At 71.7% G+C, this 23,331-nt stretch carries 31 protein-coding genes; 16 read left to right on the top strand and 15 right to left on the bottom strand.

What is annotated here, in order from left to right:
- Positions 1–33: 33 nt before the first annotated feature.
- A complete protein-coding gene (locus tag ACIRSS_RS49370; protein WP_400909253.1) occupies positions 34–345 on the top strand; it encodes a DUF3040 domain-containing protein in 312 nt (103 codons plus the stop codon).
- Here the strand turns inward: ACIRSS_RS49370 and ACIRSS_RS49365 are convergent.
- Positions 306–1,448 (bottom strand): NADP-dependent malic enzyme, encoded by a 1,143-nt coding sequence (locus ACIRSS_RS49365; RefSeq protein WP_400909251.1) that lies wholly within the window; start codon positions 1,446–1,448, stop codon positions 306–308. The two genes, ACIRSS_RS49370 and ACIRSS_RS49365, sit on opposite strands and share 40 nt — an antisense overlap.
- Before the next feature lie 63 nt (positions 1,449–1,511).
- Positions 1,512–1,928 (bottom strand): CBS domain-containing protein, encoded by a 417-nt coding sequence (locus ACIRSS_RS49360; RefSeq protein WP_400909249.1) that lies wholly within the window; start codon positions 1,926–1,928, stop codon positions 1,512–1,514.
- A 90-nt stretch (positions 1,929–2,018) separates the two neighbouring features.
- Between ACIRSS_RS49360 and ACIRSS_RS49355 the strand changes: the two genes are divergently transcribed.
- Complete coding sequence (locus ACIRSS_RS49355; RefSeq protein WP_400909247.1) at positions 2,019–2,651, top strand: UdgX family uracil-DNA binding protein; 633 nt, start codon at positions 2,019–2,021, stop codon at positions 2,649–2,651.
- Here ACIRSS_RS49355 and ligD (ACIRSS_RS49350) read toward each other — a convergent pair.
- From ligD (ACIRSS_RS49350) to ACIRSS_RS49335, 4 genes are all read right to left on the bottom strand, one after another.
- Positions 2,644–3,507, bottom strand: coding sequence for a non-homologous end-joining DNA ligase (gene ligD / locus ACIRSS_RS49350; RefSeq protein WP_400909245.1), 864 nt, complete (start codon positions 3,505–3,507; stop codon positions 2,644–2,646). The two genes, ACIRSS_RS49355 and ligD (ACIRSS_RS49350), sit on opposite strands and share 8 nt — an antisense overlap.
- On the bottom strand, positions 3,504–4,457 hold the full coding sequence (ligD, locus tag ACIRSS_RS49345; protein WP_400909243.1) for a non-homologous end-joining DNA ligase: 954 nt from the start codon (positions 4,455–4,457) through the stop codon (positions 3,504–3,506). The genes ligD (ACIRSS_RS49350) and ligD (ACIRSS_RS49345) overlap by 4 nt, the downstream gene beginning before the upstream one ends.
- Positions 4,454–5,380 (bottom strand): Ku protein, encoded by a 927-nt coding sequence (locus ACIRSS_RS49340; protein ID WP_400909241.1) that lies wholly within the window; start codon positions 5,378–5,380, stop codon positions 4,454–4,456. Before ACIRSS_RS49340 ends, ligD (ACIRSS_RS49345) begins: the two co-directional genes overlap by 4 nt.
- A gap of 122 nt (positions 5,381–5,502) precedes the next feature.
- Positions 5,503–5,700, bottom strand: a complete 198-nt coding sequence (locus ACIRSS_RS49335; protein WP_400909239.1) for a hypothetical protein — start codon at positions 5,698–5,700, stop codon at positions 5,503–5,505.
- 192 nt (positions 5,701–5,892) lie between these two features.
- Between ACIRSS_RS49335 and ACIRSS_RS49330 the strand changes: the two genes are divergently transcribed.
- Positions 5,893–6,099, top strand: coding sequence for a hypothetical protein (locus tag ACIRSS_RS49330; RefSeq protein WP_400909237.1), 207 nt, complete (start codon positions 5,893–5,895; stop codon positions 6,097–6,099).
- An 81-nt stretch (positions 6,100–6,180) separates the two neighbouring features.
- Here ACIRSS_RS49330 and ACIRSS_RS49325 read toward each other — a convergent pair whose 3' ends face one another.
- Complete coding sequence (locus ACIRSS_RS49325) at positions 6,181–6,912, bottom strand: ANTAR domain-containing protein (protein ID WP_400909235.1); 732 nt, start codon at positions 6,910–6,912, stop codon at positions 6,181–6,183.
- A 298-nt stretch (positions 6,913–7,210) separates the two neighbouring features.
- Between ACIRSS_RS49325 and ACIRSS_RS49320 the strand changes: the two genes are divergently transcribed.
- A complete protein-coding gene (locus ACIRSS_RS49320; protein ID WP_400909233.1) occupies positions 7,211–7,576 on the top strand; it encodes an STAS domain-containing protein in 366 nt (121 codons plus the stop codon).
- Positions 7,577–7,590: 14 nt separating this feature from the next.
- Here the strand turns inward: ACIRSS_RS49320 and ctaD are convergent, their stop codons facing one another.
- Both ctaD and ACIRSS_RS49310 read right to left on the bottom strand, forming a co-directional pair.
- Positions 7,591–9,363, bottom strand: a complete 1,773-nt coding sequence (ctaD, locus tag ACIRSS_RS49315; RefSeq protein ID WP_400909231.1) for a cytochrome c oxidase subunit I — start codon at positions 9,361–9,363, stop codon at positions 7,591–7,593.
- Positions 9,364–9,446: 83 nt separating this feature from the next.
- Positions 9,447–10,409, bottom strand: a complete 963-nt coding sequence (locus tag ACIRSS_RS49310) for a TIGR03557 family F420-dependent LLM class oxidoreductase (RefSeq protein WP_400909229.1) — start codon at positions 10,407–10,409, stop codon at positions 9,447–9,449.
- Positions 10,410–10,530: 121 nt separating this feature from the next.
- On the opposite strand from ACIRSS_RS49310, the gene ACIRSS_RS49305 reads away from it, so the two are divergent.
- The 3 genes from ACIRSS_RS49305 (at position 10,531) to ACIRSS_RS49295 (ending at position 12,160) form a co-directional block, all read left to right on the top strand.
- Complete coding sequence (locus ACIRSS_RS49305; protein WP_400909226.1) at positions 10,531–10,860, top strand: plasmid stabilization protein; 330 nt, start codon at positions 10,531–10,533, stop codon at positions 10,858–10,860.
- A gap of 62 nt (positions 10,861–10,922) precedes the next feature.
- Complete coding sequence (locus ACIRSS_RS49300) at positions 10,923–11,372, top strand: anti-sigma factor (protein ID WP_400909224.1); 450 nt, start codon at positions 10,923–10,925, stop codon at positions 11,370–11,372.
- Positions 11,369–12,160 (top strand): SigB/SigF/SigG family RNA polymerase sigma factor, encoded by a 792-nt coding sequence (locus ACIRSS_RS49295; RefSeq protein WP_400909222.1) that lies wholly within the window; start codon positions 11,369–11,371, stop codon positions 12,158–12,160. Before ACIRSS_RS49300 ends, ACIRSS_RS49295 begins: the two co-directional genes overlap by 4 nt.
- Before the next feature lie 103 nt (positions 12,161–12,263).
- Here the strand turns inward: ACIRSS_RS49295 and ACIRSS_RS49290 are convergent, their stop codons facing one another.
- Positions 12,264–13,778: a CHAD domain-containing protein gene (locus tag ACIRSS_RS49290; protein ID WP_400909219.1), complete on the bottom strand. Its 1,515-nt coding sequence runs from the start codon at positions 13,776–13,778 to the stop codon at positions 12,264–12,266.
- Between the two features lie 125 nt (positions 13,779–13,903).
- Between ACIRSS_RS49290 and ACIRSS_RS49285 the strand changes: the two genes are divergently transcribed.
- Both ACIRSS_RS49285 and ACIRSS_RS49280 read left to right on the top strand, forming a co-directional pair.
- Positions 13,904–14,431 (top strand): hemerythrin domain-containing protein, encoded by a 528-nt coding sequence (locus ACIRSS_RS49285; protein WP_400909217.1) that lies wholly within the window; start codon positions 13,904–13,906, stop codon positions 14,429–14,431.
- Positions 14,432–14,496: 65 nt separating this feature from the next.
- Positions 14,497–15,297 carry an ANTAR domain-containing protein gene (locus ACIRSS_RS49280; RefSeq protein WP_400909214.1) on the top strand — a complete coding sequence of 267 codons (801 nt, stop codon included), beginning with the start codon at positions 14,497–14,499 and terminating at the stop codon, positions 15,295–15,297.
- 55 nt (positions 15,298–15,352) lie between these two features.
- Here ACIRSS_RS49280 and ACIRSS_RS49275 read toward each other — a convergent pair whose 3' ends face one another.
- From ACIRSS_RS49275 to ACIRSS_RS49265, 3 genes are all read right to left on the bottom strand, one after another.
- Positions 15,353–15,820, bottom strand: coding sequence for a hypothetical protein (locus ACIRSS_RS49275; protein ID WP_400909211.1), 468 nt, complete (start codon positions 15,818–15,820; stop codon positions 15,353–15,355).
- Between the two features lie 71 nt (positions 15,821–15,891).
- Positions 15,892–16,725, bottom strand: a complete 834-nt coding sequence (locus ACIRSS_RS49270; RefSeq protein ID WP_400909208.1) for an aldo/keto reductase — start codon at positions 16,723–16,725, stop codon at positions 15,892–15,894.
- An 80-nt stretch (positions 16,726–16,805) separates the two neighbouring features.
- Entirely contained in the window at positions 16,806–17,267 is a 462-nt protein-coding gene (locus ACIRSS_RS49265) for an SRPBCC family protein (RefSeq protein ID WP_400909206.1), read from the bottom strand.
- A gap of 154 nt (positions 17,268–17,421) precedes the next feature.
- Here ACIRSS_RS49265 and ACIRSS_RS49260 point away from each other — a divergent pair, with 154 nt between their 5' ends.
- From ACIRSS_RS49260 to ACIRSS_RS49250, 3 genes are read left to right on the top strand one after another with little or no spacing between them, the layout of a single operon-like run.
- On the top strand, positions 17,422–17,835 hold the full coding sequence (locus ACIRSS_RS49260) for a phage holin family protein (protein ID WP_400909204.1): 414 nt from the start codon (positions 17,422–17,424) through the stop codon (positions 17,833–17,835).
- Complete coding sequence (locus tag ACIRSS_RS49255) at positions 17,832–18,140, top strand: DUF3618 domain-containing protein (RefSeq protein WP_400909201.1); 309 nt, start codon at positions 17,832–17,834, stop codon at positions 18,138–18,140. The genes ACIRSS_RS49260 and ACIRSS_RS49255 overlap by 4 nt, the downstream gene beginning before the upstream one ends.
- Entirely contained in the window at positions 18,137–18,400 is a 264-nt protein-coding gene (locus ACIRSS_RS49250; protein WP_400909199.1) for a DUF4235 domain-containing protein, read from the top strand. Before ACIRSS_RS49255 ends, ACIRSS_RS49250 begins: the two co-directional genes overlap by 4 nt.
- A gap of 50 nt (positions 18,401–18,450) precedes the next feature.
- Here the strand turns inward: ACIRSS_RS49250 and ACIRSS_RS49245 are convergent, their stop codons facing one another.
- Positions 18,451–18,816 carry an STAS domain-containing protein gene (locus tag ACIRSS_RS49245; RefSeq protein ID WP_400909196.1) on the bottom strand — a complete coding sequence of 122 codons (366 nt, stop codon included), beginning with the start codon at positions 18,814–18,816 and terminating at the stop codon, positions 18,451–18,453.
- Positions 18,817–18,982: 166 nt separating this feature from the next.
- On the opposite strand from ACIRSS_RS49245, the gene ACIRSS_RS49240 reads away from it, so the two are divergent.
- The 3 genes from ACIRSS_RS49240 to ACIRSS_RS49230 are packed head-to-tail and all read left to right on the top strand — an operon-like array spanning position 18,983 to position 21,988.
- A complete protein-coding gene (locus ACIRSS_RS49240) occupies positions 18,983–20,272 on the top strand; it encodes an NAD(P)/FAD-dependent oxidoreductase (protein WP_400909193.1) in 1,290 nt (429 codons plus the stop codon).
- 11 nt (positions 20,273–20,283) lie between these two features.
- Positions 20,284–20,832, top strand: coding sequence for a hypothetical protein (locus tag ACIRSS_RS49235; protein WP_400909190.1), 549 nt, complete (start codon positions 20,284–20,286; stop codon positions 20,830–20,832).
- A 37-nt stretch (positions 20,833–20,869) separates the two neighbouring features.
- Positions 20,870–21,988, top strand: coding sequence for a Vms1/Ankzf1 family peptidyl-tRNA hydrolase (locus tag ACIRSS_RS49230; RefSeq protein WP_400909188.1), 1,119 nt, complete (start codon positions 20,870–20,872; stop codon positions 21,986–21,988).
- An 11-nt stretch (positions 21,989–21,999) separates the two neighbouring features.
- On the opposite strand, the gene ACIRSS_RS49225 is transcribed toward ACIRSS_RS49230, so the two are convergent.
- On the bottom strand, positions 22,000–22,194 hold the full coding sequence (locus tag ACIRSS_RS49225; RefSeq protein WP_400909185.1) for a DUF2630 family protein: 195 nt from the start codon (positions 22,192–22,194) through the stop codon (positions 22,000–22,002).
- 55 nt (positions 22,195–22,249) lie between these two features.
- Between ACIRSS_RS49225 and ACIRSS_RS49220 the strand changes: the two genes are divergently transcribed.
- Complete coding sequence (locus ACIRSS_RS49220) at positions 22,250–23,236, top strand: serine hydrolase domain-containing protein (protein WP_400909182.1); 987 nt, start codon at positions 22,250–22,252, stop codon at positions 23,234–23,236.
- Positions 23,237–23,331: the final 95 nt, after the last annotated feature.

Below are 23,331 nucleotides of genomic sequence, written 5' to 3'. Positions count from 1 at the left end.
ACCTCTGCGGTAGCCGAAGGCGAGGAGGCCACCATGCTGCCGGACCGAGAGCGCCACGCTCTGCGCGAGATCGAAGCGGAGCTGCAGGCGAGCGACCCCGCGTTCGCCGCCGCCTTCACCGGCCGCACCCTGCGCGAGGCGAAGCGGTGGAACCTGCTGCTCGTGCTGTGCGACGTCACCGCCGTGGTCATGCTCGTCGTCGGCCTGTTCGCCCGCGACGCCGCGCTCGTGCTCTGGGGCACGGTCGGCGCCGGCGCGCTGGTCGCCTGGCACATCGCCCGCGCCGAGACGGCCCCGAAGTCCGCTCAGGACGGGACGCCGGCGGCCGGGTCCACAGTCGACTGATCGGCCGCCTTCGCCGCGCCGGCCACCGCCTCCGCCAGGGCCGGCACCAGCGCCTCGTCGAACACGCTCGGCACGATGTGCCCCGCGTCCAGGCCGTCGCCGACCACGTCCGCCAGCGCGTGCGCCGCCGCCAGCAGCATTTCGGGAGTCACCTTCGGCGCCCCCGAGTCGAGCAGGCCTCGGAACATGCCCGGGAACGCCAGCACGTTGTTGATCTGGTTGGGGAAGTCGCTGCGGCCGGTCGCCACGATTTCGGCGTGCTCGCCCGCCGCTTCGGGGTCGACCTCCGGTTCGGGGTTGGCCAGCGCGAAGACGATCGGGCGGTCGGCCATCGTGGCGAGGTCGCCGGGGTCGAGCAGGCCACCCGCGCTGACGCCGATGAACACGTCCGCGTCGCGCAGCGCGTCCTGGACGCTGCCGGTGGCGCGGCCGGCGTTGGTGTGCTCGGCCAGCCAGTGCTTCTCCCCCATCAGGTCCCGGTCCGGGTGGAGCACGCCTTCGCTGTCGCAGACGATGATGCCGTCGGACCGGTAGCCCGCGCGCAGCAGCAGCCGGGTAATGGCGCTGCCCGCCGCGCCCGCCCCGGCGATGACGACCGACGTGCCCTCGGGGTCGCGGCCGGTCAGCTTCAGCGCGTTGTGCAGCGCGCCGAGCACGACGACGGCCGTCCCGTGCTGGTCGTCGTGGAACACCGGGATGTCCAGCTCGTCGTGCAGCCGCCGCTCGACGGTGAAGCACCGCGGCGCGGCGATGTCCTCGAGGTTGATCGCGCCGAACGACGTCGCCAGGTCCTTCACGGTGCGGACGAGGTCGTCGGGTTCGCGGCTCACGGGGCAGATCGGCCACGCGTCGACGTCGGCGAACCGCTTGAGCAGCGCCGCCTTGCCCTCCATCACGGGCAGCGCGGCGGCCGGGCCCCGGTCGCCGAGCCCGAGCAGGGCGGACCCGTCGGACACGATGGCGACCGAGTTGCCCTTGACCGTCTCGCGGGCGAGGACCGACGGATCGTCCCAGACCCGCTTCGCCTGCTCCGCGACGCCGGGCGTGTAGTGCTCGGCCAGGTCGTCGGGGGTGTCCAAGGCGACGCGGGTCGCGACTTCCACTTTTCCTCGGCTGCGTGACATATCCGCGGGGTACCCGGACCGCGCGGGGCGAATCACCGTCGCTCAGTCGTAGGACAGGGCCTCGACCAGCTCACCGGCCGTCGGGTTCGACAAGGCCCGCGCGACGTCGGCCTGCGCGACGATCCCGACCAGTTCGTGCCCGTCGATCACCGGGAGCCGGCGGACGCGGTGCTCGGACATGGTGCGCAGGATCTCCTCCGCGCCGTCGTCCGCCCCGATCGTCACGACCTCGCCCTGCGCCAGCTCGCCGACGTGGACCGCGCGCACGTCCTTGCCCTCGGCCAGCACCTTGACCACGATGTCGCGGTCGGTGATCATGCCCTTCAGCCGGTTGTCCTCACCGCAGATCGGCAGGGCGCCGACGTTCAGCCGGGCCATGGTCTGCGCCGCGTCGTGCACGGTGTCCGACTCCCGGGCGCAGGTCGCGTCCGACGTCATGATCTCGCGTGCGGTGGTCATCGCGAACTCCTTCCGTTTCTCGAGCGTCACGGCGCGGCTACCCGGGACGCGGGGGTTTACTCGGGCGCCGCGGCGGGAAATTCCCGGCACATGCCGGACACCCGCGGTGCCGAGCCGCCGGACACCACCGATCTCGACCGGTTGCGGTCGGCGGCGTCGGGCTGCCGAGGTTGCTCGCTGTACCAGGACGCCACGCAGACCGTGTTCGGCGAAGGCACCAAGCAGGCGAAGGTCCTGGTCGTCGGCGAACAGCCGGGCGACAAGGAGGACCTCGCGGGCGAGCCGTTCGTCGGGCCGGCCGGGAAGCTCCTCGACCGCGCCTTCGAGGAGGCCGGTTTCGACCGGAAGGCCCTGTACGTCACCAACGCCGTCAAGCACTTCAAGTTCAAGCGCGACGAACGCGGGAAGCGCCGCATCCACCAGAAGCCCGGCCGCACCGAGGTGGTCGCCTGCCGGCCGTGGCTGCTGGCGGAGCTGCGCGCGGTGCGCCCGGAGCTGGTGCTGCTGCTGGGTGCGACGGCCGCGCAGTCGCTGCTGGGCACCAAGTTCAAGCTGACGGCCCACCGCGGCGAAGTGGTCGAAGCGCCCGAGGACGTGGCCGAGCTGGTCCCCGCCGCGATCGCCACCGTGCACCCGTCGGCGGTCCTGCGGGCCCCCGACCGCGACGTGGCCTACGCGGCGTTCGTCGACGACCTCAAGGCCGCGAGCAAGCTGCTCAAGTGAGCTGCTTCAACGCCGCTTCGGCCGATGCTGCGTGCGCGTCCAGGTCCCGCCACGGGTCCTCCTTGCGCGCCAAGCGCTGCTTCTCCTTCGCCAGGCTCCACCCGGCCGGCTCCGCCTTGCCCAGCTCGCGCCAGTCCAGCGGGGTCGCCGCCGCGGCACCCGGGCGGGCGCGCAGCGAGTACGGCGCGACGAACGTCTGCGCGTAGCCGTTGCGGTTGGCGTCCAGGAAGATCCGGTCGCCGCGCTTGTCCTTGCGCTGGGCCGTCGTCAGGCGGTCCGGGTCGTCCGCGGCGACGCGGTCCGCCAGTGCGCGCGACAGCTCCAGGACGGTCTCGGTGTCGGTCTTGGTGTCCAGCGGCGCGAGCACGTGGAAGCCGCGGCCGCCGGTCGCCTGGACGAACGGCGTCAGCCCCACCCGCTCGTAGTGGTCGCGGATCCGCCGCGCGACCGCGCGCAGCTCGGCGACCGGCGTGCCGTCCGGTGGGTCGAGGTCGAGCACCAGCCGGTCCGGCCGCTCCGGTGCGTCCACAGTGGACAGCCAGACGTGGAACTCCAGCGTGCCCTGCCCGGCCAGGTATTCCAGCGTTTCGGCGTCCTCGCAGACGACGTAGTCATCCGTGCCGCCGCCCCGCCGGGGAACGCTTTCGACGCGGATCGAGTCCGGGAAGTGCTCCCCCGGGTGCTTCTGGAACCAGCCCTGGCCCTCGATGCCGTCGGGGTAGCGCCGCAACGTCAGCGGGCGGCCGCGCAGGTGTGGCACCATGACGCCGGCGACCGCGCGGTAGTACTCGACGACGTCGCCCTTCGTCAGCCCGTCGCCGGGGTAGTACACCTTGTCCGGATGGGAAATCTTCATCCGCGCTCCCGCACGACGTCCGCCGCCTTTTTGTCCTCGCGCAGCCCGGCGAACCGCGGGTGCCGCAGCCGCCCGTCGCGCGTCCACTCCGAGAAGCCGATCTGCGCGACGAGGTCCGGCCGGACCCAGTGCGCGCCCTTTTCCTTCACCGTCCCGGCGAACGGCGACCGCGTGGTCTCGCGCTCCCTCAGCTGCGCGTGCAGGGACGCCAGGAGCCGCTCGTCGAACCCGGTGCCGACCTTGCCGGCGTACTTCAAGGCGCCGTCCTCGTGGTAGCCGAGCAGCAGGGCACCGAAGCCGTGGCGGGCGCCCTGCGGGTCGGTGAAACCGCCGATGACGAACTCCTGCCCTTGGGCGCACTTGAACTTCAGCCAGTCGGGGGTCCGTCCGTGGTGGTACGGCGCCTCCGCCCGCTTCGCGATGACGCCCTCCCAGCCGCGCCGGCAGGCCTCCGCGTAGAACTTCTCGCCCTCGGTGTTGCGGTGGGCCGAGAGCCGCAGCGGGTCCTGGAAGTCGAACGCGTCGCGCAGCAACGCCTTCCGCTGCCGCAGGGGCAGCCCGGTCGTGTCCTGGTCGTCGTAGTACAGCAGGTCGAACAGGTAGTAGTAGACGCGCACGCCGGTGGCCCGCGCCCGGTCCGGGTCGGTGAGGTGGATCCGCGGCTGCAGCGCGGCGAAGCTGGTGTTCGCGCCGTCGAACGCCACGATCTCGCCGTCCGCCACGAACCGCGGCCCGCCCTGGGCCGCCAGCGCCTCGACGAGCTCGGGGTAGGCGTTGTCCATGACCTTGTGGTTGCGCGAGTAGAGCGTCGGGGTGCCCGAGTCCCGCACGCAGATCGCCCGGACGCCGTCGAGCTTGCGCTCGTAGATCCAGTCCTCGTCGGAGAACCGGCGGTCGGTGAGCGTGGCCAGCGCCGGTTCGCGCCAGCCGGGTCCGGTCCCTCCGGTCACGAGGCCTTCAGCGCCTTCTCCAGCTCGGCGCGCGTCATCTTCGAGCGGCCCTTCACGCCCTGCTCGCGGGCCAGCTTGTCCAGGTCGGACTTGGTCAGCTCCGCGAGGTCCGGCTCCTTCTTCTTCGCCGTCTTCTTGCCGCCACCCTTGCGGTTCTTCACGCTGCGCGACAGCGCCTCGAACAGGTCGACGACGTCGGCCGAAGGCTCCGGCTCCTCTTCGTGGGCGATCTCCTTGCCCTGCTTCTTGGCCTTGATGAGCTCCTCGACGCGTTCGGAGTACTCGTCGCGGTAGTCCTCGGGCTTCCACGGCGCGGTCATCTCGTCGACGAGCGCGAGCGCCATGTCGAGCTCCTTGGGCCGCGGCTTGGGCAGGCTGGGCAGCCCGCCCAGCACGTCTTTCGGCTTCCGCAGGTCGGCGACGAAGTGCAGGGTGTTGAGCACCATGACGTCCTCGCCGGCGCGGATCGCCGAGAGGTACTCCTTGCCGCGCAGCACGAACTTCGCGATGCCGGCCTTCTCGCTGCGGTCCATCGCCTGCAGCAGCAGGCCGTACGCCTTGGCGAAGTCCTCCTTCGCCGGCTTCAGCCAGTACGTGCGGTCGTAGAACCACGGGTCGATCTCGTCGAGTCCGACGAACTGCTCGATGTCGATCCGCCGGGACCGCTCCGGGGCGATCTCGTCCAGCTCGTCGGGCTCCACCAGCACGTGGTCGCCGCCGCCGAGGTCGTAGCCCTTGACGATCTCGTCCTGGGTGACCTCGTCGCCGGTCCGCTCGTTGACCCGGCGATTGCGGATCCGGTCCGACGTCCCGCGTTCGAACTGGTGGAAGTGGATCGTGTGGTCCGCCACCGCGGGGTACAGCTCCACCGGGACGGTGACCAGCCCCAGGCTCAGGGCACCGCTCCACACCGGTCTGGCCATGTCGACCTCCTCACCGGCAGCGATACCCGCGTGATCACGGCCCGAAACGCCCCGTCGTAGCGCAGGGTGACGCACCGGAGCCCGCCGGACCGGTGGTCTCGGCGGGCTCCGGGGGTCGTTCGTCAGGCGACTTCGCTGCTGCGCCCGCCGGACCGGTGCAGGCCCAGCATGTCGAGCAGCTGCGCGCAGTCCTCAGGATCCTTCGCCCGGGCCGCGACGGCCAGCGCCGCCTTGCGCCGCGTGTCCGCTTGGGCCGGCGTGTCCCCGCCTTCGAGCAGCAGGTCCGCCACCGGTCGCAGGTCGTTCCGCTTGTCTCGCATTGTTCGCTCCCCTCCGGCAGTCCCCCGGTGAACCCGGTCGCCGGCCGATTACCCCGTCTCACCCTGCCCAACACAAGAGGCACCGATCGGGTTCCCGGAGACGGCCACGACTAGGCCGAACGAGTGAATTCACCCGGTTCTGCCGAGGAAACCGGCAAGGTGTGTGAGACCCACGTCACATCAGGAGGCCGGATGGGCACCCAGCTCCGCATCAGCCGCGAGGACGGGTCGCTGCCGTGCGAAGTGTGCGGCTTCCCGACGATGCACGTCGCCCGGGTGGTGGCCGACGACGGGACCGTCCTCGGCCGCACGCTGGTCTGCACGACGTGCCAGCGCGGCCGGCACAGACCCGAGGCGGCGGAGACCGAAGCGCCGCCGGACGAGGTCCCGGCCGGCTAGCTCACCGGCTCGCGAGGCCCGGAGCACAGCCGGTCGCCGAGGCAGCCGGGCGGGAGCGTCCGCCCCGACAGTCCCGGCCGGCTAGGCCCTCGTGGTCGCGACCGCCGCCACGAACTCCGCCGCCACCTCGTGCAGCTTCCGGTTGCCGTCCTGGGACCGCTTCACCAGGCGCTGGAACGCCTCCTCCGCGGTGATCCGGTGCGCGGCCATCAGGATCCCCTTCGCCTGGTCAATCACCGCGCGCGTTTCGAGGGCCCGGTTCAGCTGGTCGATCAGCTCGCGCGCCGCGAAGTAGCGGCGGGCGCTGCGCAGGCCGATCACCACCGTCGCCGTGTACAGCTCGAGGATCTTCGTGCCCAGCTCGCTGAAGCCGTGTTCGCCGAAGCCGAAGAGGTTCACCGCGCCGGACATGTCCTCGTCCACGGTCAGCGGCGCGGCCAGGAAGCTGGCCACCCCCAGCTGCTCGGCCGCCGACACGAACTGCGGCCACACATCGCCCACCGCCCCGACGCCGACGCGGACCGGCTGCCCGGTCTCGGCGGCGCGCAGGCACGGCCCGTCCCCGATCCGGTACTGCTCGCGGTCGAAGTTCACCGCCCGCTGGTCGGTGCTGGCCACCGTCTCGGGGACGCCTTCGCGCACCAGCGTGATGCTGGCCATGTCGGCCCCCGGCACCACCTGCACGGCGTGGTCGCACACCGACTGCAGCATCTGGCCGAGGTCCAGCTCGGTGTCCAGCATCGCGGTCAGCGACTCCATCGCCAGCGTGACCTCGTCCAACCGCGCGGTGAGCTGCTCATCGCCGCCCGTCATCCTGGTGACGCCCCTCTACTCGGTTCTCGGGGCGCTCTCAACCAGGGAGGACCCGGGCGCGCGCCACTAGTGGGCCGCTAGCGCTTTAACGGGTCCAGCGCGAGATTACTGCATCCCGGTCACGGCAGGCACAAGCGGTCACCGCCGCGGCGCGGCGACACCCCCGTTCGGAGCAACGCCGGTTGCGGCCGGTCCGGACGCGGTTAGGCTCGGGTGACGGTTCAACACAGCAGCCGGCTCTGCAACACCCTCGAGCGCGGCGCTCCGACCCGCGCACCCAGGACGGCGGCGAACCGGCATGCAAGTCCCCCGACCCCGAAATCCCGCCCTCCGGCTGCGCACGACGTGGCCCGCCCCGCACGCGGTGCTGATCACCGCCCGCGGTGCCCTCGACACGGCGACGGCGGCGGACCTCGCTTCGCTGGTTTCGGACCGCCTGTGGGCGGTTCCGGAGCGGCTCACCCTCGATCTGTCCGAAGTGGACTTCCTCGGCGTGGCGGGCGTCCGCGTGCTGCTGCACGCGGCGCTGCAAGCCGAGCAGAACGGCACCGAGCTGCTGGTGGTCACCGGGACGAACCCGATGGTCCGGCGCGCGCTGCGGGTGACGGCCGCCGACCGGCGCCTCACGATCGCGACCGGACGGCCGGAGCCCGCTCCGGCCTGACTCCGGCAGCCGGGTCAGCGCGAAGAACCGGCCGAGCCGGCGTGGCCTTCCCGCGACCCGGCCGGGTCGGCGCCCGGATCGAGGAGCTTGGCCTTGGCCCGCTTCGACCGGACGTACCGCTCCTCCTTCATCCGCTCCACCGCCTCCGGGTGGTGCAGCTCGAAGGCGGGCCGTTCCGACCGGATCCGCGGCAGGTCCAGGAAGTTGTGCCGCGGCGGCGGGCACGTCGTCGCCCATTCGAGGCTGTTGCCGTAGCCCCACGGGTCGTCCACCAGGACCTGCTCGCCGTAGCGGTAGCTCTTCACCACGTTCCAGATGAACGGCAGCGTCGACGCGCCCAGGATGAACGCGCCGATCGTCGAGATCGTGTTCAGCGTCGTGAAGCCGTCCGAGGACAGGTAGTCCGCGTACCGGCGCGGCATGCCCATGTCACCCAGCCAGTGCTGGATCAGGAACGTCGTGTGGAAGCCGATGAACGTCGTCCAGAAGTGCCACTTGCCGAGACCCTCGTCGAGCATCCTCCCCGTCATCTTCGGGAACCAGAAGTAGATCCCGGCGAAGGTCGCGAACACGATCGTGCCGAACAGGACGTAGTGGAAGTGCGCGACGACGAAGTAGGAGTCGGTGACGTGGAAGTCCAGCGGCGGCGACGCCAGGATGACGCCGGTGAGGCCGCCGAACAGGAACGTCACCATGAAGCCGACCGACCACAGCATCGGCGTCTCGAAGGACAGGTGCCCCTTCCACATCGTGCCGATCCAGTTGAAGAACTTGATCCCGGTCGGCACCGCGATGAAGAACGTCATGATCGAGAAGAACGGCAGCAGCACCGCGCCGGTGGCGAACATGTGGTGCGCCCACACGACCGCGGACAGCCCGGTGATCGCGACGGTCGCGAACACCATCAGCCGGTAGCCGTAGAGCGGTTTCCGGCTGAACACCGGGACGATCTCGGTGACGATCCCGAAGTACGGCAGGGCCACGATGTAGACCTCGGGGTGGCCGAAGAACCAGAACAGGTGCTGGAACATGATCGCCCCGCCGTTCTCGGGGTCGAACACGTGCGCCCCGAGCCGGCGGTCCGCCTCCAGGCCGAACAGCGCGGCGGTGAGGATCGGGAACGCCAGCAGGATCAGCACGGCGGTGAACAGGATGTTCCAGGTGAAGATGGGCATCCGCCACATCGTCATCCCGGGGGCGCGCAGGCAGACGACGGTGGTCACCATGTTGACCCCGCCGAGGATGGTGCCGAGCCCGGACACGATCAGGCCCATGATCCACAGGTCGCCGCCGATGCCCGGCGAGTGGATCGCGTTGGACAGCGGCGTGTAGGCCGTCCAGCCGAAGTCGGGCGCGCCGCCCGGGGTGAGGAACGAGCTGATCACGATCAGCCCGCCGAACAGGTAGAGCCAGTAGGCGAACGCGTTGAGCCGGGGGAACGCGACGTCCGGCGCGCCGATCTGCAGCGGCAGGATGTAGTTGGCGAACCCGAACAGGTTCGGGGTGGCGTAGAGCAGCAGCATGATCGTGCCGTGCATGGTGAACAGCTGGTTGTACTGCTCCGGCGACAGGAACTGCAGCCCCGGCCGGGCCAGCTCGCCCCGCATCAGCAGCGCCATCGCGCCGCCCGCCATGAAGAAGGCGAACGACGTCGTCAGGTACAGCAGCCCGATCTGCTTCGGGTCGGTGGTCCGGAACAGGGCGAGCAGGGTCCCGCCCTTCGGCCCGCGTCGCGCCACCGCCAGGGGCACCGCCCGCAGGCTCGGTGCCGGCTTCACCTCGGTCATCCGCAACTCCTGTCGCCGGACTGTCCCGTAACCCGCGTACTACTCCTGATGGCGACGTCCCGCGTTCCCCCGAACGGGTGGAACTACTCCCGCAAAGCCGGGAGCAGCTCCTTCTCGGCGAAGTCGAGGAAGCCGTCCTGCTGGTCGCCGCCGATCTGGACCAGGGCGACGTCGGTGAAGCCCGCCTTCTCGAACTCGCGCAGGCCCTCGACGATCGGCCCGGCGTCCGGGCCGCAAGGGATCGAGCCGGCGACGTCGTCCTCGCGGACGAACTGCGTCGCCCCGGCGAACCCGGCCGGCCCCGGCAGCTCGGCGTTGACCTTCCAGCCGCCGGCGAACCAGCGGAACTGCTCGTGAGCGCGCTTCACCGCCGCGTCACGGTCGGTGCCCCACGACACCGGCATCTGGCCGATCTTGCGGCTCGGCGGCCCGGGCTTCGTCGCGTCCCACTCACTCGCCAGCTCCGCCTTCGGCTCGACGGCGATCATCGCGTCGGCGAACGGGGCGAACCGCCGGATCGACTGCGAACCGGACACCGCGACCCCGATCGGCGTCCGCAGCTCCGGCAGATCCCACAGCTTCGCCGAGTCGACGCGGAAGTGCTTACCCTCGTAGTCGAAGTACCCGCCGTCGAAGAGGCCGCCGATGATCTGCAGGGCCTCGGCGAGCATGTCGTGCCGGACGTTGGCCGGCGACCAGCCGCGGCCGACGACGTGCTCGTTGAGGTTCTCCCCCGCGCCGAGCCCGAGGGTGAACCGGCCGCCCGACAGCGCCTGGACCGTCGCCGCCTTCTGCGCCACCACCGCCGGGTGGTACCGCATGGTCGGGCAGGTCACGTAGGTCATCAGCTCGACGCGTTCGGTGCTCTGCGTGACCGCGCCGAGCACGCTCCAGGCGTAGGGCGCGTGTCCCTGCTCGTCCAGCCACGGCGAGTAGTGGTCGCTCATCACCTCGAAGTCGAAGCCGGCCTGTTCCGCACCGGCGGCGAACCGGACCAGGTCGTTCGGTCCGGCCTGCTCGGTCATCAGCGTGTAGCCGATCTTCATCGGCGCCTCCTCTCGGGTCGGCTCCCCGCGTACCCGCCCGGTGGCGTGGGTAACCGGCCTTCGCCGGGGTTTACCGGGTGATCAACCGGGTATCCCGCCCGCGAGGAGAAGGGAGTGTGCGATGCCTCAGTCGTGGAGCGCCAAGCGCGAACGGCAATATGAGCACGTCAAGGACTCGGCCGAGGACCGCGGGGCGAGCACGAAACGGGCCGAGGAGATCGCGGCCCGGACAGTGAACAAGAACCGCGCGCAGTCGGGCGAGTCCCGGCAGGCGAGCAAGACGTCGGTCAAGGACAAGTCGCCGCAGCAGCGCGGCGGCGAGCGCTCCGGCAACCGCAAGGGCCCCGGAGGCCCGACGAAGGACCAGCTGTACAACGAAGCGAAGAAGCGGAACATCAACGGCCGCTCGACGATGACCAAGAAGGAACTCGAACGGGCGCTCGGCCGGTGACAAAACCGGAAACCCCTGATCGGCACGTGTCAGCATTCCCCCAGATGGGTAGTAACTCGCGCATGGAAGAAACACGAAGCGGCGGCGCGCACAGCGGCAAGCCGACGCTGGACGAACTGCTCGAAGAGCCGGTCGAGCTGCGGCTACCTGCCATGGCCGAGCAGATCCCGCTGGTCCGGATGCTCACGCACGGCGTCGTGTCGCGCGCGGACTTCGGGCTGGACGCCATCGCCGACGCGAAGATGGCCGTCGACGAGGCGTGCGCCCAGCTGGTCCAGCTGGCCGAGCTCGGTACCCAGCTGCACTGCCGGTTCGTGCAGGCCGTCGATGGCCTCCACGTGGTCGTCTCCACGCGGTCGGCGGACCCGCGGCCGCCCAGCGACCGCACGTTCGGCTGGCACGTGCTCACCACGCTGAGCCGGTCGGTGACCGCGCACTGCGACGTTCTCCCCGGTGGAGGCGCGGGCATCGTCACGATCGAGCTGGTGCTGAACCCGGGAACGAGCGCGTGAGCGGCGAGCGCAAAACCCTCCTGCACCGCCCGGACGAATACGCCCACTGCGAACCGCTGTTCGAAGAGCTGGGGACGCTGGCGGACGGCGACCCGCGACGAGAGGCGGTCCGGAGCAAGCTGGTGACCGAGCTCCTGCCGCTGGCCGAGCACATCGCGACCCGGTTCTCCGGACGCGGCGAGCCTCGCGAAGACCTGGTCCAGGTGGCGCGGATCGGCCTGATCAACGCCGTCGACCGGTTCGACCCCAGCCGCGGCCACGACTTCCTGTCCTTCGCCGTGCCGACGATCATGGGCGAGGTGCGGCGGCACTTCCGGGACACCGGCTGGTCGGTGCGGGTCCCGCGGCGGCTCAAGGAGCTGCACCTGTCCCTGAGCCAGGGTTCGGCGGTGCTGTCCCAGCGGCTCGGGCGCGCCCCGACGCCGACCGAGCTGGCCGAGCACCTCGGCCTGGACGTCGAAGAGGTCCGCGAAGGACTGGTGGCCGGCAACGCCTACCAGGCCCTGTCGGTCGACAAGCCGGTGCACGACGACGCCGAGGCGCTGTCGCTGGCGGACACCATGGGGGAACCCGACCACGAGATGGCCATGGTCGAGAACCACGAGGCCCTCCAGCCGCTGCTGCAGGAACTGCCCAAGCGGGAACGCGCGATCCTCGTGATGCGGTTCTTCGGCGGCCTGACACAGACGCAGATCGCCGACCGCGTCGGGATCTCCCAGATGCACGTCTCCCGGCTGCTGTCGCAGACGCTGGAGCAGCTCCGCGGGAAGCTCACCGGCGAAGGCTGAACGCCCGCCGGCTCCCGCTCCTCTTCTCCACCACCCGCCTTGAATGAGTCATTCAGGACCTCTCCCGGTCCTGAATGACTCATTCACGACGACACGGTGCTGCTCAGAGCCAGCCCGGCCGGTCGCCCTTGCGCAGCCGCCGCCACTCCCCCGCGAACCGCTCGCGCAGCTCGTCCGCCGCCGCGGCGTCCCGCGCGTACAACAGCCCGAAGGTGAAGGTGTTCTGCCCTTCGCCGTGCCCGGCGATGGTCAGGTGGTGCAGGACGTCCCGGCCGACCACGGTGTCCTGGTGCTCACCCAGCGTGCTCTGGACGGCCTTGACGTTCTTGCGCCACGCCCGCAGCTTCTTGCCGTAGACCGGTTTCACGGTGTCGGCGGCGTACCGGGCCCGCTTCGCCTTCTTGCGGACGTCGTGCAGGGCCGTCTCCAGTTCGTGGCCCTCCTCGCCGCTCGCCGCCGCCTCGGCGCGACGCAGCTTCTTGGCCGCCTTGCGCACCGGCTTGCGCAGCGCCGCCTTGGCGGGCTTGCGGGCGCGGGCGGTCAACGGCGGTTCCTCGACCAGGGTGTCCAGCGCGCGCAGCAGGTTCAGGTACCGCTTGCCGGTCAGCGCCGCCATCGCCCGGGTCCGGCCCTCCTCGGCCTCGCGGGCGAAGTAGCGCGTGAGGTACTGGCGCAGCGGCCCGAACACCAGCTCCGACGGCACATCGTCGAGCCGCTCGCGCAGCCGCTCCTCGGTGACCTCGGTGTCCCGGGCCGGGGCGAGCTGCTGCCCCAGCCACTTCAGCTCGGCCGCGAGCGGCGCGGTCGCGTCCTTGTCCACAATGGACCCGAACGTGCGCAGCGCGCTGCGCAGCTTCCGGGTCGCGACGCGCATCTGGTGCACGGAGTCCTCGACGTCCAGCCGGACCCCGACGTCCGCGCGGCGCAGGCGGGCGTGGTGCTCGCGCAGCGAGGCCAGCACGACGTCGCCCGCCGTCGGCTTCTTGCGGCCGCGCGGCGGCGCCGGGACGCGGTCGCCGATCAGGCGCCGCAGCTTCGACGGCCACGGCGAGGCCGAGGCGCCGGCGTCGGCCAGGGCCCGGTCGAACTCGTCGAGCCGGCCGGGGTCGGTCTCGGGTTCCAGTTCGAGCTCCAGCTCGCGCCACTCGTCGAGCCGCGCGCTCTCGCCGCCTGCCTCGCCGGTGACGTGGTCGTCGGTGAGCGTCGCGACCGTCCGGCCGTCGCCGTCGGCCAGGCGGTGGGCGAACCGGTCGGTGCGCAGGTGCGCGATCGGCACCAGCTTCTCCCCCAGCGTGAACGCGCGCACGAGCCGCCGCAGCCGGCCGGGGACCTTGTTCGGGTCGCCGCCCAGCGGCAGCTGGAGCTCCTGCCGCTCGTCGGCGGACACCGGCAGCTTGAGGTGCCAGCCGGCGTCGTGGCCGCCCACACGGCGCCGCAGCGTGATGCCGCTCCTGGCCAGCCGGAACGTCTCGGTGTCGTAGTAGGACGCGTCGAGGATCTGCTCGACCGGATCGTCCTGCGTCGCGACACCGGCGACGCCGACGAGCCTCGGCACCCCGCTGCCCGCGACGATCTCGTACTTGCGCTCGCGTTCGGTCACCGACGACGGCGCTGCCATGATCATCCTCCTCTGGGACCGGTTCTCCCGACGGATACCCGGCGTGCGGGGACCCGACACGGGATTCGCCGTGCGAGCGGCGGGTATCCCGAACGCGAACCACGAGCCCCGGACCAGGAGCGTGCATGAACGGCAGCCAGCCCGCAACCGACCTGACCACCGTCCTCGCCGGCGACCACCGGGAGCTGGACCGCCTGTGCACCGAGCTCGAGCTGGGCCAGGGCAGTCCGGAGAACCGCAAGGACCTCGCCGACCACCTCATCGCGGAGCTGGTCCGCCACGCCGTCGCCGAAGAGTCCTTCATCGACGGCGACGGCGCGCTCGCCGAGGCGGACGGCCTGATGCGGGAGCTGGAAGGGGCGGGACCGCAGGAGACGCGGTTCGAGCGGCTGCTGGGCGGGCTCATCCGCGCCGTCCGGCGGCACGTCCACGACGAGGGCCCGGCGGCCGTGCGCCAGGTCCGGCTCACCTGCTCGCCCGAGCGGCGAGCCGAGCTGGGCAAGGAAGTCCTCGCGGTCCGCGACGCCGCGGCGACGGTGCCGCACCCGGATCTGTCCGACCGGGTGCCGCAGATCGACCAGCTGTGGCCGGGCCCGGGTTTCGTGGACCGGGCGCGGGACGCGCTCCGCCGCGCCGCCGACTCGCCCGGTTGAGCACGGGGCGGGTGCCGGCATCGGGTTGAATGGGACCCGGCACCTGAGGGAGGACGACGACCGGCATGAGCATCGGTGAAGACGAATGGGCCCGCGACCGGGAACGCTTCGGGCAGGACGGCGAGCCGCCGGCCGGCCCGCTGACGCGGCAGTTCGCCGAACTCACGCGCACGTTGCTCGACGTGACGCCGACCGTCGGGGGTGTGCTGCGGCTCGTCGTCGGCGCCGCGAGCGCGCTCGTCCCCGGCGCCGACCTGGTCAGCGTCACCCTGCGGGAGCCCGGCGGCAGGTACCACACCCCGGTCGAGACCGACCCGGTCGCGGTGCGGCTGGACCAGGTGCAGTACGACCACGGCGAAGGGCCGTGCGTGGAGTCGGCCCGTCCGGACGGCCCGGCCATCGGCTGGTCGCAGGACCTCGCGAACGACCCGCGCTGGCCGTCGTTCGGGCCGGCTGCGGCCGCGTTCGGCTACCACTCGGTGCTCGCGACGGCGCTGCTGCCCGACGCCCGCCCGCCCCGGCGCTCGGGGGCGCTCAACATCTACTCGAGCCGGCCGGACGCGTTCGACAGCCGATCGCTCGACCTGGCCCTCCTGCTGGCGACACACGCGTCGCTGGCGCTGGCGCACACCCAGTCAGTGGCGGCGGCCGAGCTGGAGCGCCAGCACCTGCGCCGCGCCGTCGAGAGCCGGGACGTGATCGGCCAGGCGAAGGGCATCCTGATGCAGCGGCGGGGCATCACCGCCGACGAAGCGTTCGACGTGCTGCGCCGCGCGTCCCAGGACCTGAACGTCAAGCTGGCCGACCTGGCCCTGACGCTCGCCGCTCGGCACACCGAGGTCGATCTCCCGGTGGCCGAAGCCTGACGCGACCGTGGGCGGCACTTTCGCGCGAAAGTGCCGCCCACGAACGTTTCGCCGGCTACTGGGCCGAGTACGGGGACCGGTTCTCCATCGACGGGCTGACGTCCGGGTAGGAAGCCGGCTGGCCCGGCACCACCGGCGTCACCGTCGGGGTCTGCGGCTCGGGGTCGACCCGCGGCCGGGGGCCGCGCTGGACGACCGCCTCGACCTCCTGCTCACCGCGGATGCGCGACAGCACGGCGAGCGTGATCCCGTGCGCGATGGCCAGGATCAGCAGGAGCACGCCGATGCGGGCGACGATGCCCGTGATGTCGCCGCCGAGGTCGATGGTCGACACCAGGGCCAGCACACCCAGGGTCGCGAGGTGGAACAGCACCGTGACCAGGCGGGTCATCGAAGCACCGGCCGCCGGGTCGCCGTAGGAGCTCTCCAGGTAGCGGCGGCCGCTGCGGTAGATGATCTGCCCGTCGATCAGAACCAGCACCGCCCCGATCACGAGAAACGACAAGTACGCGTTGGTGCTCATGCGGGGACGCTCCTTCCAGGGGGACCTCTCCGGGTGGGGTACCCGGAGGGTTGCGGAGGGAAACGCCGCGGTCACCCCGTGAAGGTGTCCGGATCCGGGCCGGTCCGGTGCCCCGCGTCGAGCTCGCCGATGGCCGCCATGTCCTCGTCGTCGAGCTCGAAGCCGAAGACGTCGATGTTCTGCCGGATCCGCTCCGGTGACGACGACTTGGGGAAGACGATCGTGCCGAGCTGGATGTGCCAGCGCAGCACCACCTGCGCGGCCGTCCGGCCGTGCTTTTCGGCCAGTTCCTTGAGCACCGGGTCTCCGAGGACTTCCGCTTGGGCCAGCGGGCTCCACGCTTCGGTCGCGATGCCGTGTTCCCGGTGGTACGCGCGAAGTTCGGCCTGCTGCAGCGCCGGGTGCAGCTCGATCTGGTTGACCGCGGGCACCGTTGCGGTCTCCTCGGCGAGCCGGTCGAGGTGGGCGGGCTGGAAGTTCGAGACGCCGATCGCGCGGGCCTTGCCCGCCCGCAGGATGTCCTCGAAGCCCTGCCACGTCCGGACGTAGTTGTCCTTGTGCGGCAACGGCCAGTGGATCAGGTAGAGGTCGACGTAGTCGAAACCCAAGCGCCGCAAGCTGCCTTCCAGCGCGGTGATCGCGTTGTCGTGCCCGTGCGCGTCGTTCGCCAGTTTCGTGGTGACGAACACGTCTTCGCGCGCGAGCCCGGATTCCGCGACGCCGGCGCCGACGCCCTCTTCGTTCCGGTACATCTGCGCCGTGTCGATGTGGCGGTACCCCGCTTCCAGCGCGGTCCGCACGGCTTCAGCGGTGTCCTCGGGCGGGATCTGGAACACGCCGAACCCGAACTGCGGGATCCGCACGCCGTTGTTCAGTTCCACGGCCGGGACGTCGGTGGTCGTCATGCCTGCCGCCTACCCGAGGGGTCCGCGCGCGAAACACGGCGGGGCGGTGCCCGCCCCGCCGTGTCACTCGATCGTGTGAACTAGCTGCCCGGCCGGTCCACCTCGCCGCGCCACGCGCCGGTTTCGCCGCCGCGGTGCTCGATGAACTCCTTGAAGCGCTTGAGGTCGCCCTTCACCCGGCGGCCGAGGACGCCCAGCTTGTCCGCCACGTTTTCGGCGAAGCCCTCCGGGTCGATGTCCATCTGGGCGGTGACCCGGGTGTGGGAGTCGTCGAGCCGGTGGAACGTGATCACGCCGGCGTGGTCCGGACCGGAGTCCGACGTCCAGGCGACCCGCTCGTCGGGGTGCTGTTCGGTGATCGTCGCGTCGAATTCGCGCGTCACGCCACCGAACTTCGTCACCCAGTGGGTGTGGGTGGCGTCGACCTGCCGGATCTCTTCGACGCCCTCCATGAACCGCGGGAACTCCTCGAACTGCGTCCACTGGTTGTACGCGGTCGAAACGGGGACCTCCACGTCCACGATTTCGGTGATCGTGCTCATGCACTCCTCCTCGTCGATGGGCTCGTCGATGGGCTCGTCGATGGGCTCGTCGGTGGTGTCGCCGAATCGGCTACCCGGTGCCGCACCCGTCAAACCCGGCGTGGTTGACCTCGCGCGGACCCGGGTACACGGCGGCCAGGCAAGGAGGTGTTCCGTGATCGAAGAAGTGAACAAGAAGCCGGCGGCCGACCGCTCGGTCGGTGAGCTGGTGACGGACCTGACCGACGAGGTCAAGCGGCTCGTCCGGGACGAGATGCGGCTCGCGGTGTTCGAACTGCAGCGCAAGGGCAAGAAGATGGGCGTGGGCGCCGGGCTGTTCGGCGCCGCGGGCCTGTTCGCGTTGTTCGGCGCGGGCACGCTGGTCGCGGCCGCTGTGCTGGCGCTGGCGCTCGTCGTGCCGGGCTGGCTGGCCGCGGTGCTCGTCGCGGTCGCGCTGTTCCTGGTCGCCGGGATCGCCGCGCTGATCGGGAAGAAGGAAGTCACCCAGGGCGTGCCACCGGTGCCCGAGGAAGCGATCAGCGGGGTCCGCCAGGACGTGGACACCGTGAAGCAGGGAGTGCACTCATGAGCGGGGACTTCCCCAAGAACGCCGAAGAGGCGCGGCTCGACCGGGACACCACCCGGGAAGAGCTGACCGAGACGCTGGAAGCGCTCGGGCAGAAGCTCGACGTGAAGACCCGGGTCAAGGAAAGCGTCGACGAGAAGCTCGACCTGGCGACCGCGAAGGTCGCCGACGTGACGAACGCGCCGACCGCGGTCAAGTTCCGCCAAGGCGCCGACGTCGTCCGGAGCAACCCGCTGCCGGTGTTCGCCGGCGTGCTGGGCCTGGTGATCGTGATCCGGTTGATCCTGCGACGGAGGAACGACTCGTGAACAAGGCGCTGTACAAGCCGCTGAGCTGGGTCGTCGGCGCCCTCGGCGGCATCCTCGCCGGACAGGTCTTCAAGCAGGTCTGGAAGCGCGTGGCCGGCGAAGAAGACGCGCCCGACGCCACCGACCGCGACTACACCTGGCAGCAGGTGATCATCGCGGCGGCGGTGCAGGGCGCGATCTTCGCCGCCGTCAAGGCCGCTACCGAGCGGGCCGGTGCCATCGGGTACGAGAAGGCCACCGGCGACTGGCCGGACGACTGACGCTCACCATTTGTCCACAGTGGACGGCGGGAGGCGGGACCGCCGGGCGGTCACGCCTCCCGGCCGGGCAACGGGGTCAGCTCGGCGATCGCCGCGCCGACGCGGGGGTGGATCGTCAGCAGCAGGTCCGCGCCGGTGGCTTCCAGCGAGCGGGAGACCGCGTGGCCGCTCACGACGACGGCGACCTCGGCGCGGGTGTTCGCCTCGAGCAGCGACCGGACGCCGGCGCAGCTGAGGAAGGCGACGCGGGTCAGGTCGATGACCAGCCGCTCGCCGGTGGCGAGAGCTTCGTCGAGGGTGGTGACGGTGGCGGCGTCGATGTCACCCACCACCGTGATGACCCGGACATCGCCCGGTCGGGTGGTGGTGGTGAAGGTCAAGCCGGACGGCTCGTCGATCGTGCGAAAACGATACATGGCGCTCCCTAACGCAGCGTGCAGGGGCGCTGACCGGAGCACTGATTCTGAACAACAGCCAACTCCATGACCGTACGCCCCTGAGCCCTCAGGTCAACCCCGCGGGGTTTCCGCGGCGCGGTCCCGGGTAACCGGCGCGGAAAGCGTCCGCCCCGGAGGGAGACCCATGCGTGTCGTGATCGTCGGTGGCGGGTTCGCCGGCTACCACGCGGCCAAGAGCCTGCGGAAGACCGCCGGCGAAGACGTCGAAGTGGTCGTGCTGAACCCCACCGACTACTTCCTCTACCTGCCGCTGCTGCCCGAGGTGGCGGCCGGGATCCTCGACCCGCGGCGGGTGACGGTGTCGATCCCCGAGACGCTGCCGGGGGTGCGGCTCGTGCTCGGCCGGGCGACCGGGGTCGACTTCGACGCCCGCGAGGTCTGCTACACCGACCCGGAGGACCGCGAGCACCGGATCCGCTACGACCGGGTCGTGCTCGCCGCGGGCAGCGTCAACAAGCTGCTGCCGATCCCGGGTGTGCCGGAGTGCGCGCACGGCTTCCGCGGCGTGCCCGAGGCGCTCTACCTGCGTGACCACATCACGCGTCAGATCGAGTTCGCCGCGGCCGCCGACGACCCCGCCGAACGCGACGCGCGCTGCACGTTCGTGGTCGTCGGCGCCGGCTACACCGGCACCGAGGTCGCCGCGCAGGGACCCGCGTTCACCGAGGCCCTCGCCCGGCGCCACCCCGAGCTGGCCGGGCAGAAGATCCGCTGGCTGCTGCTCGACCTCGCCGAGCGCGTGCTGCCCGAGCTGGGCAAGCGGCTCGGCCGGACCGCCGACGAGGTGCTGCGCGCCCGCGGGGTCGAGGTGCTGATGAAGACCTCGATCGACCACGCGGACGCCAAGGGCGTCACGCTGACCACCGGCGACCCGGTGCCGACCCACACGCTGGTGTGGTGCGTCGGCGTGCGGCCGGACCCGCTGGTCGCCGGCCTCGGGCTGGAGACGGCCAAGGGCCGGCTGGTCGTCACCGGGCAGCTGACCGTGCCCGGCCGCGACGACGTCTTCGCCTGCGGTGACGCGGCCGCGGTGCCCGACCTCACCCGCCCCGGCGAGTACACCGCGATGACCGCGCAGCACGCGGAACGGCAGGGCAAGCTCGCCGGGCGCAACGTCGCGGCGTCGCTGGGCTACGGCCGTCCCGGCACCTACCGCCACCACGACCTCGGCTTCGTCGTCGACCTCGGGGCCGGCGCCGCGGCGGCGAACCCGTTGCACATCCCCCTTTCCGGGCTCCCGGCGAAGGCCGTGACGCGCGGCTACCACCTCATGGCGATGCCCGGCAACCGCGTGCGCACGGCGGTCGACTGGGTCCTGGACCGGCTGACCGGCCGCCAGACCGTCCAATTGGGACTGGTCCGGTCCGGCGCGGTGCCGCTCGACACCGACTCCCCCGAACTCCCCCGCCAGTGAGAGGACCTTCCATGGCCGCCGCACCCGCTCGTTCCGAAGGCCCGTCGGTCGTGACCGCGGGCGACCTGTCCGGGCCGAAGATCATCGTGCTCGATCCGGCGGGCGCCGCGCGCCACGACGAGCTGCCCGCCACCTGGCGTCCGCTGGCGGAGGAGCGCGGCGTCTTCTGGTGCCGGGTTCCGGCCGGCGGCGCGCTCACCGAGGCCGACGACCTCGTCGGCGACCACGGGCCCGGCGATCCCGACATCGCCGTCGTGGCGAGCGGCCCGTTCGCGGCCGAAGCCCTCCAGCTCGTCGAACGCCACCCGGGCGGCGCCACGCACCTGCTGCTGGTCGACCCGGCGTCGGACGCGTTCCTGCCCGCCGGCGACGCCGCGAAGGCCAACGAGGAGTGGTTGGCCGAGCGTGAGGACGTCGTGGCGAAACTGCGCGAAGCGGGTACGGAGGTGCGGCTGGTCGCGTCGACGACCGGAGGTCCGGAAGACCGGGTGCCACCACCGTTGCCCCTCGGCCACCCGGACGTGGTGGCGGCGGTCCGCGCGGCGCTCGGCGACGTTTAGGCACGCGGACGGGCGGTAACCGGAGGGGTCGAACTCCGTGACCCGATCCGGAAAGGAGTCCACTGTGGATACCTCGCCGCTGCGTGACTTGACCGTCGCGGACGGGCCGTTCGCGTCCGTCCACTTCGACTTCTCGCACGACACCGAAGACGCCGCCAAGGTCCTCGAACTCCGGCTGAAGGAGATCGAAGCGGCCCTCAGCGACCAGCGGGCCGACCAGGCGACGATCGAAGCCGTCCTGCGGGCGGTGCGCGAAAGCGAGCCACCGGCCGGCAAAGCGGGCCGGAGCATCGTCGCCGCGCACGGCGAGGTGCTGCTCGACCGACGCCTGATCGCCCCGCCGCCGGCCCAGGTCGTGCGCTTCTCGGCGCTGCCGTACCTGCTGCCGCTGGCGACCCACACCGAAGAGGCCCCGGCCTACGTCCTGGTCGTGACCGACCGGATCGGCGCCGACATCACCGAGTACGCCGGCGGCGAGCCCCGCACCGAAACGGTCGAGGGTGCGGACCACCCCGTGCACAAGGTCCGGGGCGGCGGCCCGGCCCACCACCACCTGCAGAACTCGGCCGAGGAGACGGCTCGCCGCAACCTGGCCACCGTGGCCGAGCACGTGGCGAAGGCGGCGCAGCGGTCCGGCGCCGGGCTCGTCGTCCTGGCCGGGGAAAAGCAGGCCCGCGCGGCCCTGCACGAGATCTTGCCCGAGTCCGTCCGCCGGATCGCCCACGAGGTCGAAGGCGCCACCCGGGCCGACGGCTCGTCACGCGCGGAGCTGGACCGGCAGGTGCACGAGCTGCTGGCCGGCCGCCACCTCGCGGTGCTCGACGACCTGGCCGAGCGGTTCCGCGCCGGCTCGGGCCGCGAGGACGGACTGGCGGTCAGCGGCCTCGAGGCGGTCACGGGCGCCCTGGCCGAGGCGAACGTCGAGACGCTGCTGGTGGGATCGCCGGGCGACACCGCGGTGTTCGGCGGCCCCGACCCGGCGCAGGTGGCCGTGGGCAAGGCCGGTTTGCGGGCGCTGGGGGTCAGCGAGCCGGAGCCGCGCCGGGCGGACGAGGCGCTCCCCTTCGCGGCGGTGGCGACCGGCGCGCGCGTGGTGGTGCTGGACGAGCGCCTGGACCTCTGGGAAGGCTTCGGCGCCATCCTGCGCCACGCCTGAGCACCGCGGCGTCAGTCTTCGTCGAAGACCGAGAGGGCCTGGCGGCGGTGCAGCAGGTCGACGGCCGCGTCGAGCTGCTGTTCGAGGTCTTTGAGCCGCAGCCGCTCCTCCGGCGTCAGCCCGCCGTGGTGGAGGGCGCCCGTGCGGAGGCGGTGCTCCTCGTCGATCAGGTCGGCGATGCGGTCGGTGATTTCGTGGCCTGCCATGGCAAATCCCCTCCTGTCCGCCCGTGAGCATACGCCGCGCGGGTAGCCTCGCTTGGTGATCCACGTCGCGGAACTGGTGCACGCCCGTGGCGCGCGGGCGAGCCTGTGCGTCCTGCGCGACGGCCGGGTGCTGCTCGACATCGGCCCGCCGGACGCGCTGTACTGGATCTTCTCGGCGAGCAAGCCGTTCGTCGCGCTGCTGGTGCACCAGCTGGCGGTGCGGTCCGAGGTGGACCTGGACGCCCCGGTGGCCCGGTACTGGCCGGAGTTCGCGGGCGGCGGCAAGGGCGCGGTGACGATCCGGCAGGTGCTGCGGCACCGGTCCGGCTTCGCGACGGCCCGCGGGTTCGCCGGCGACGCCCTCACGATGACCGACTGGCCGCGCACGGTCCGGGCGATCGAGCGCGCGCCGCTGCGCTGGGAGCCCGGTTCGGTGGCGGCGTACCAGCCGCTAGTGTTCGGGCACATCCTGGGCGAGCTGGTCCGGCGGGTGACCGGGACGCCGGTGGAGTCGCTGTTGTCGTCGGAGTTCCTGGTCCCGCTGGGGCTCGCGGACACGTTCCTCGGGCTGCCGTCGTCGCTGTGGTCCCGGCACGTCCCGGTCCGCGGCTACGGCCTGGGCGGCCCGGTGACGGCCCGGGTGGTGAACCGCCGCGCGGTCCGCCGGGCGGTGATCCCGGCGGCGGGCATCTCGACGACGGCCCGCGACCTGGCCCGGTTCTACCAGGCCCTGCTGGACGGTTTCGCGGAAGCGGCGGTCACGGAGGCCCGCCGGCCCTCGGGCGACGCGGTGGTCGACCGCACGATCGGGACGCGCGTCCGCTGGGCCCAGGGCTTCCAGCTGGGCGGGGTGGGCCGTCCGATGGGGACGTTGAGCGCGCGGGACACGTTCGGGCACAACGGGAGCAACTGCTGCATAGCGTGGGCCGACCCGGGCCGGCGGCTGGTCTTCGCGTACTTGACGGACCGGCTGGTGTCGGGCCACAGCGCGGCGGCGCACCTGGGCGAAGTGGCGGACGCGGTCCTGAAGGCCTGCGACTGAGCACCGGTCGTGGGGGGGGAAACAGGGTTGAAAACAGGTTGTGACAAAACACCCCGGGGCCCGGGCCCCCACCCACCCCCCCCCCGCCCCCGGGG

The organism is Amycolatopsis sp. NPDC101161 (assembly GCF_044768185.1).
Taxonomy (GTDB): Bacteria; Actinomycetota; Actinomycetes; order Mycobacteriales; family Pseudonocardiaceae; genus Amycolatopsis.
The sequence above is the reverse complement of the archived record's forward strand: the minus strand, read 5'-3'. Positions and strand labels throughout refer to the sequence as shown.

What these genes read in the sequence shown, in the direction of transcription:
- ACIRSS_RS49370 (WP_400909253.1), top strand. Translation starts at nt 34, where the DNA reads ATGCTGCCGGACCGAGAGCGCCACGCTCTGCGCGAGATCGAAGCGGAG.
- ACIRSS_RS49360 (WP_400909249.1), bottom strand. Translation starts at nt 1,928, where the DNA reads ATGACCACCGCACGCGAGATCATGACGTCGGACGCGACCTGCGCCCGG.
- ACIRSS_RS49355 (WP_400909247.1), top strand. Translation starts at nt 2,019, where the DNA reads ATGCCGGACACCCGCGGTGCCGAGCCGCCGGACACCACCGATCTCGAC.
- ligD (WP_400909245.1), bottom strand. Translation starts at nt 3,507, where the DNA reads ATGAAGATTTCCCATCCGGACAAGGTGTACTACCCCGGCGACGGGCTG.
- ACIRSS_RS49340 (WP_400909241.1), bottom strand. Translation starts at nt 5,380, where the DNA reads ATGGCCAGACCGGTGTGGAGCGGTGCCCTGAGCCTGGGGCTGGTCACC.
- ACIRSS_RS49335 (WP_400909239.1), bottom strand. Translation starts at nt 5,700, where the DNA reads ATGCGAGACAAGCGGAACGACCTGCGACCGGTGGCGGACCTGCTGCTC.
- ACIRSS_RS49330 (WP_400909237.1), top strand. Translation starts at nt 5,893, where the DNA reads ATGGGCACCCAGCTCCGCATCAGCCGCGAGGACGGGTCGCTGCCGTGC.
- ACIRSS_RS49325 (WP_400909235.1), bottom strand. Translation starts at nt 6,912, where the DNA reads ATGACGGGCGGCGATGAGCAGCTCACCGCGCGGTTGGACGAGGTCACG.
- ACIRSS_RS49320 (WP_400909233.1), top strand. Translation starts at nt 7,211, where the DNA reads ATGCAAGTCCCCCGACCCCGAAATCCCGCCCTCCGGCTGCGCACGACG.
- ctaD (WP_400909231.1), bottom strand. Translation starts at nt 9,363, where the DNA reads ATGACCGAGGTGAAGCCGGCACCGAGCCTGCGGGCGGTGCCCCTGGCG.
- ACIRSS_RS49310 (WP_400909229.1), bottom strand. Translation starts at nt 10,409, where the DNA reads ATGAAGATCGGCTACACGCTGATGACCGAGCAGGCCGGACCGAACGAC.
- ACIRSS_RS49305 (WP_400909226.1), top strand. Translation starts at nt 10,531, where the DNA reads ATGCCTCAGTCGTGGAGCGCCAAGCGCGAACGGCAATATGAGCACGTC.
- ACIRSS_RS49300 (WP_400909224.1), top strand. Translation starts at nt 10,923, where the DNA reads ATGGAAGAAACACGAAGCGGCGGCGCGCACAGCGGCAAGCCGACGCTG.
- ACIRSS_RS49290 (WP_400909219.1), bottom strand. Translation starts at nt 13,778, where the DNA reads ATGGCAGCGCCGTCGTCGGTGACCGAACGCGAGCGCAAGTACGAGATC.
- ACIRSS_RS49285 (WP_400909217.1), top strand. Translation starts at nt 13,904, where the DNA reads ATGAACGGCAGCCAGCCCGCAACCGACCTGACCACCGTCCTCGCCGGC.
- ACIRSS_RS49280 (WP_400909214.1), top strand. Translation starts at nt 14,497, where the DNA reads ATGAGCATCGGTGAAGACGAATGGGCCCGCGACCGGGAACGCTTCGGG.
- ACIRSS_RS49275 (WP_400909211.1), bottom strand. Translation starts at nt 15,820, where the DNA reads ATGAGCACCAACGCGTACTTGTCGTTTCTCGTGATCGGGGCGGTGCTG.
- ACIRSS_RS49270 (WP_400909208.1), bottom strand. Translation starts at nt 16,725, where the DNA reads ATGACGACCACCGACGTCCCGGCCGTGGAACTGAACAACGGCGTGCGG.
- ACIRSS_RS49265 (WP_400909206.1), bottom strand. Translation starts at nt 17,267, where the DNA reads ATGAGCACGATCACCGAAATCGTGGACGTGGAGGTCCCCGTTTCGACC.
- ACIRSS_RS49255 (WP_400909201.1), top strand. Translation starts at nt 17,832, where the DNA reads ATGAGCGGGGACTTCCCCAAGAACGCCGAAGAGGCGCGGCTCGACCGG.
- ACIRSS_RS49245 (WP_400909196.1), bottom strand. Translation starts at nt 18,816, where the DNA reads ATGTATCGTTTTCGCACGATCGACGAGCCGTCCGGCTTGACCTTCACC.
- ACIRSS_RS49240 (WP_400909193.1), top strand. Translation starts at nt 18,983, where the DNA reads ATGCGTGTCGTGATCGTCGGTGGCGGGTTCGCCGGCTACCACGCGGCC.
- ACIRSS_RS49235 (WP_400909190.1), top strand. Translation starts at nt 20,284, where the DNA reads ATGGCCGCCGCACCCGCTCGTTCCGAAGGCCCGTCGGTCGTGACCGCG.
- ACIRSS_RS49225 (WP_400909185.1), bottom strand. Translation starts at nt 22,194, where the DNA reads ATGGCAGGCCACGAAATCACCGACCGCATCGCCGACCTGATCGACGAG.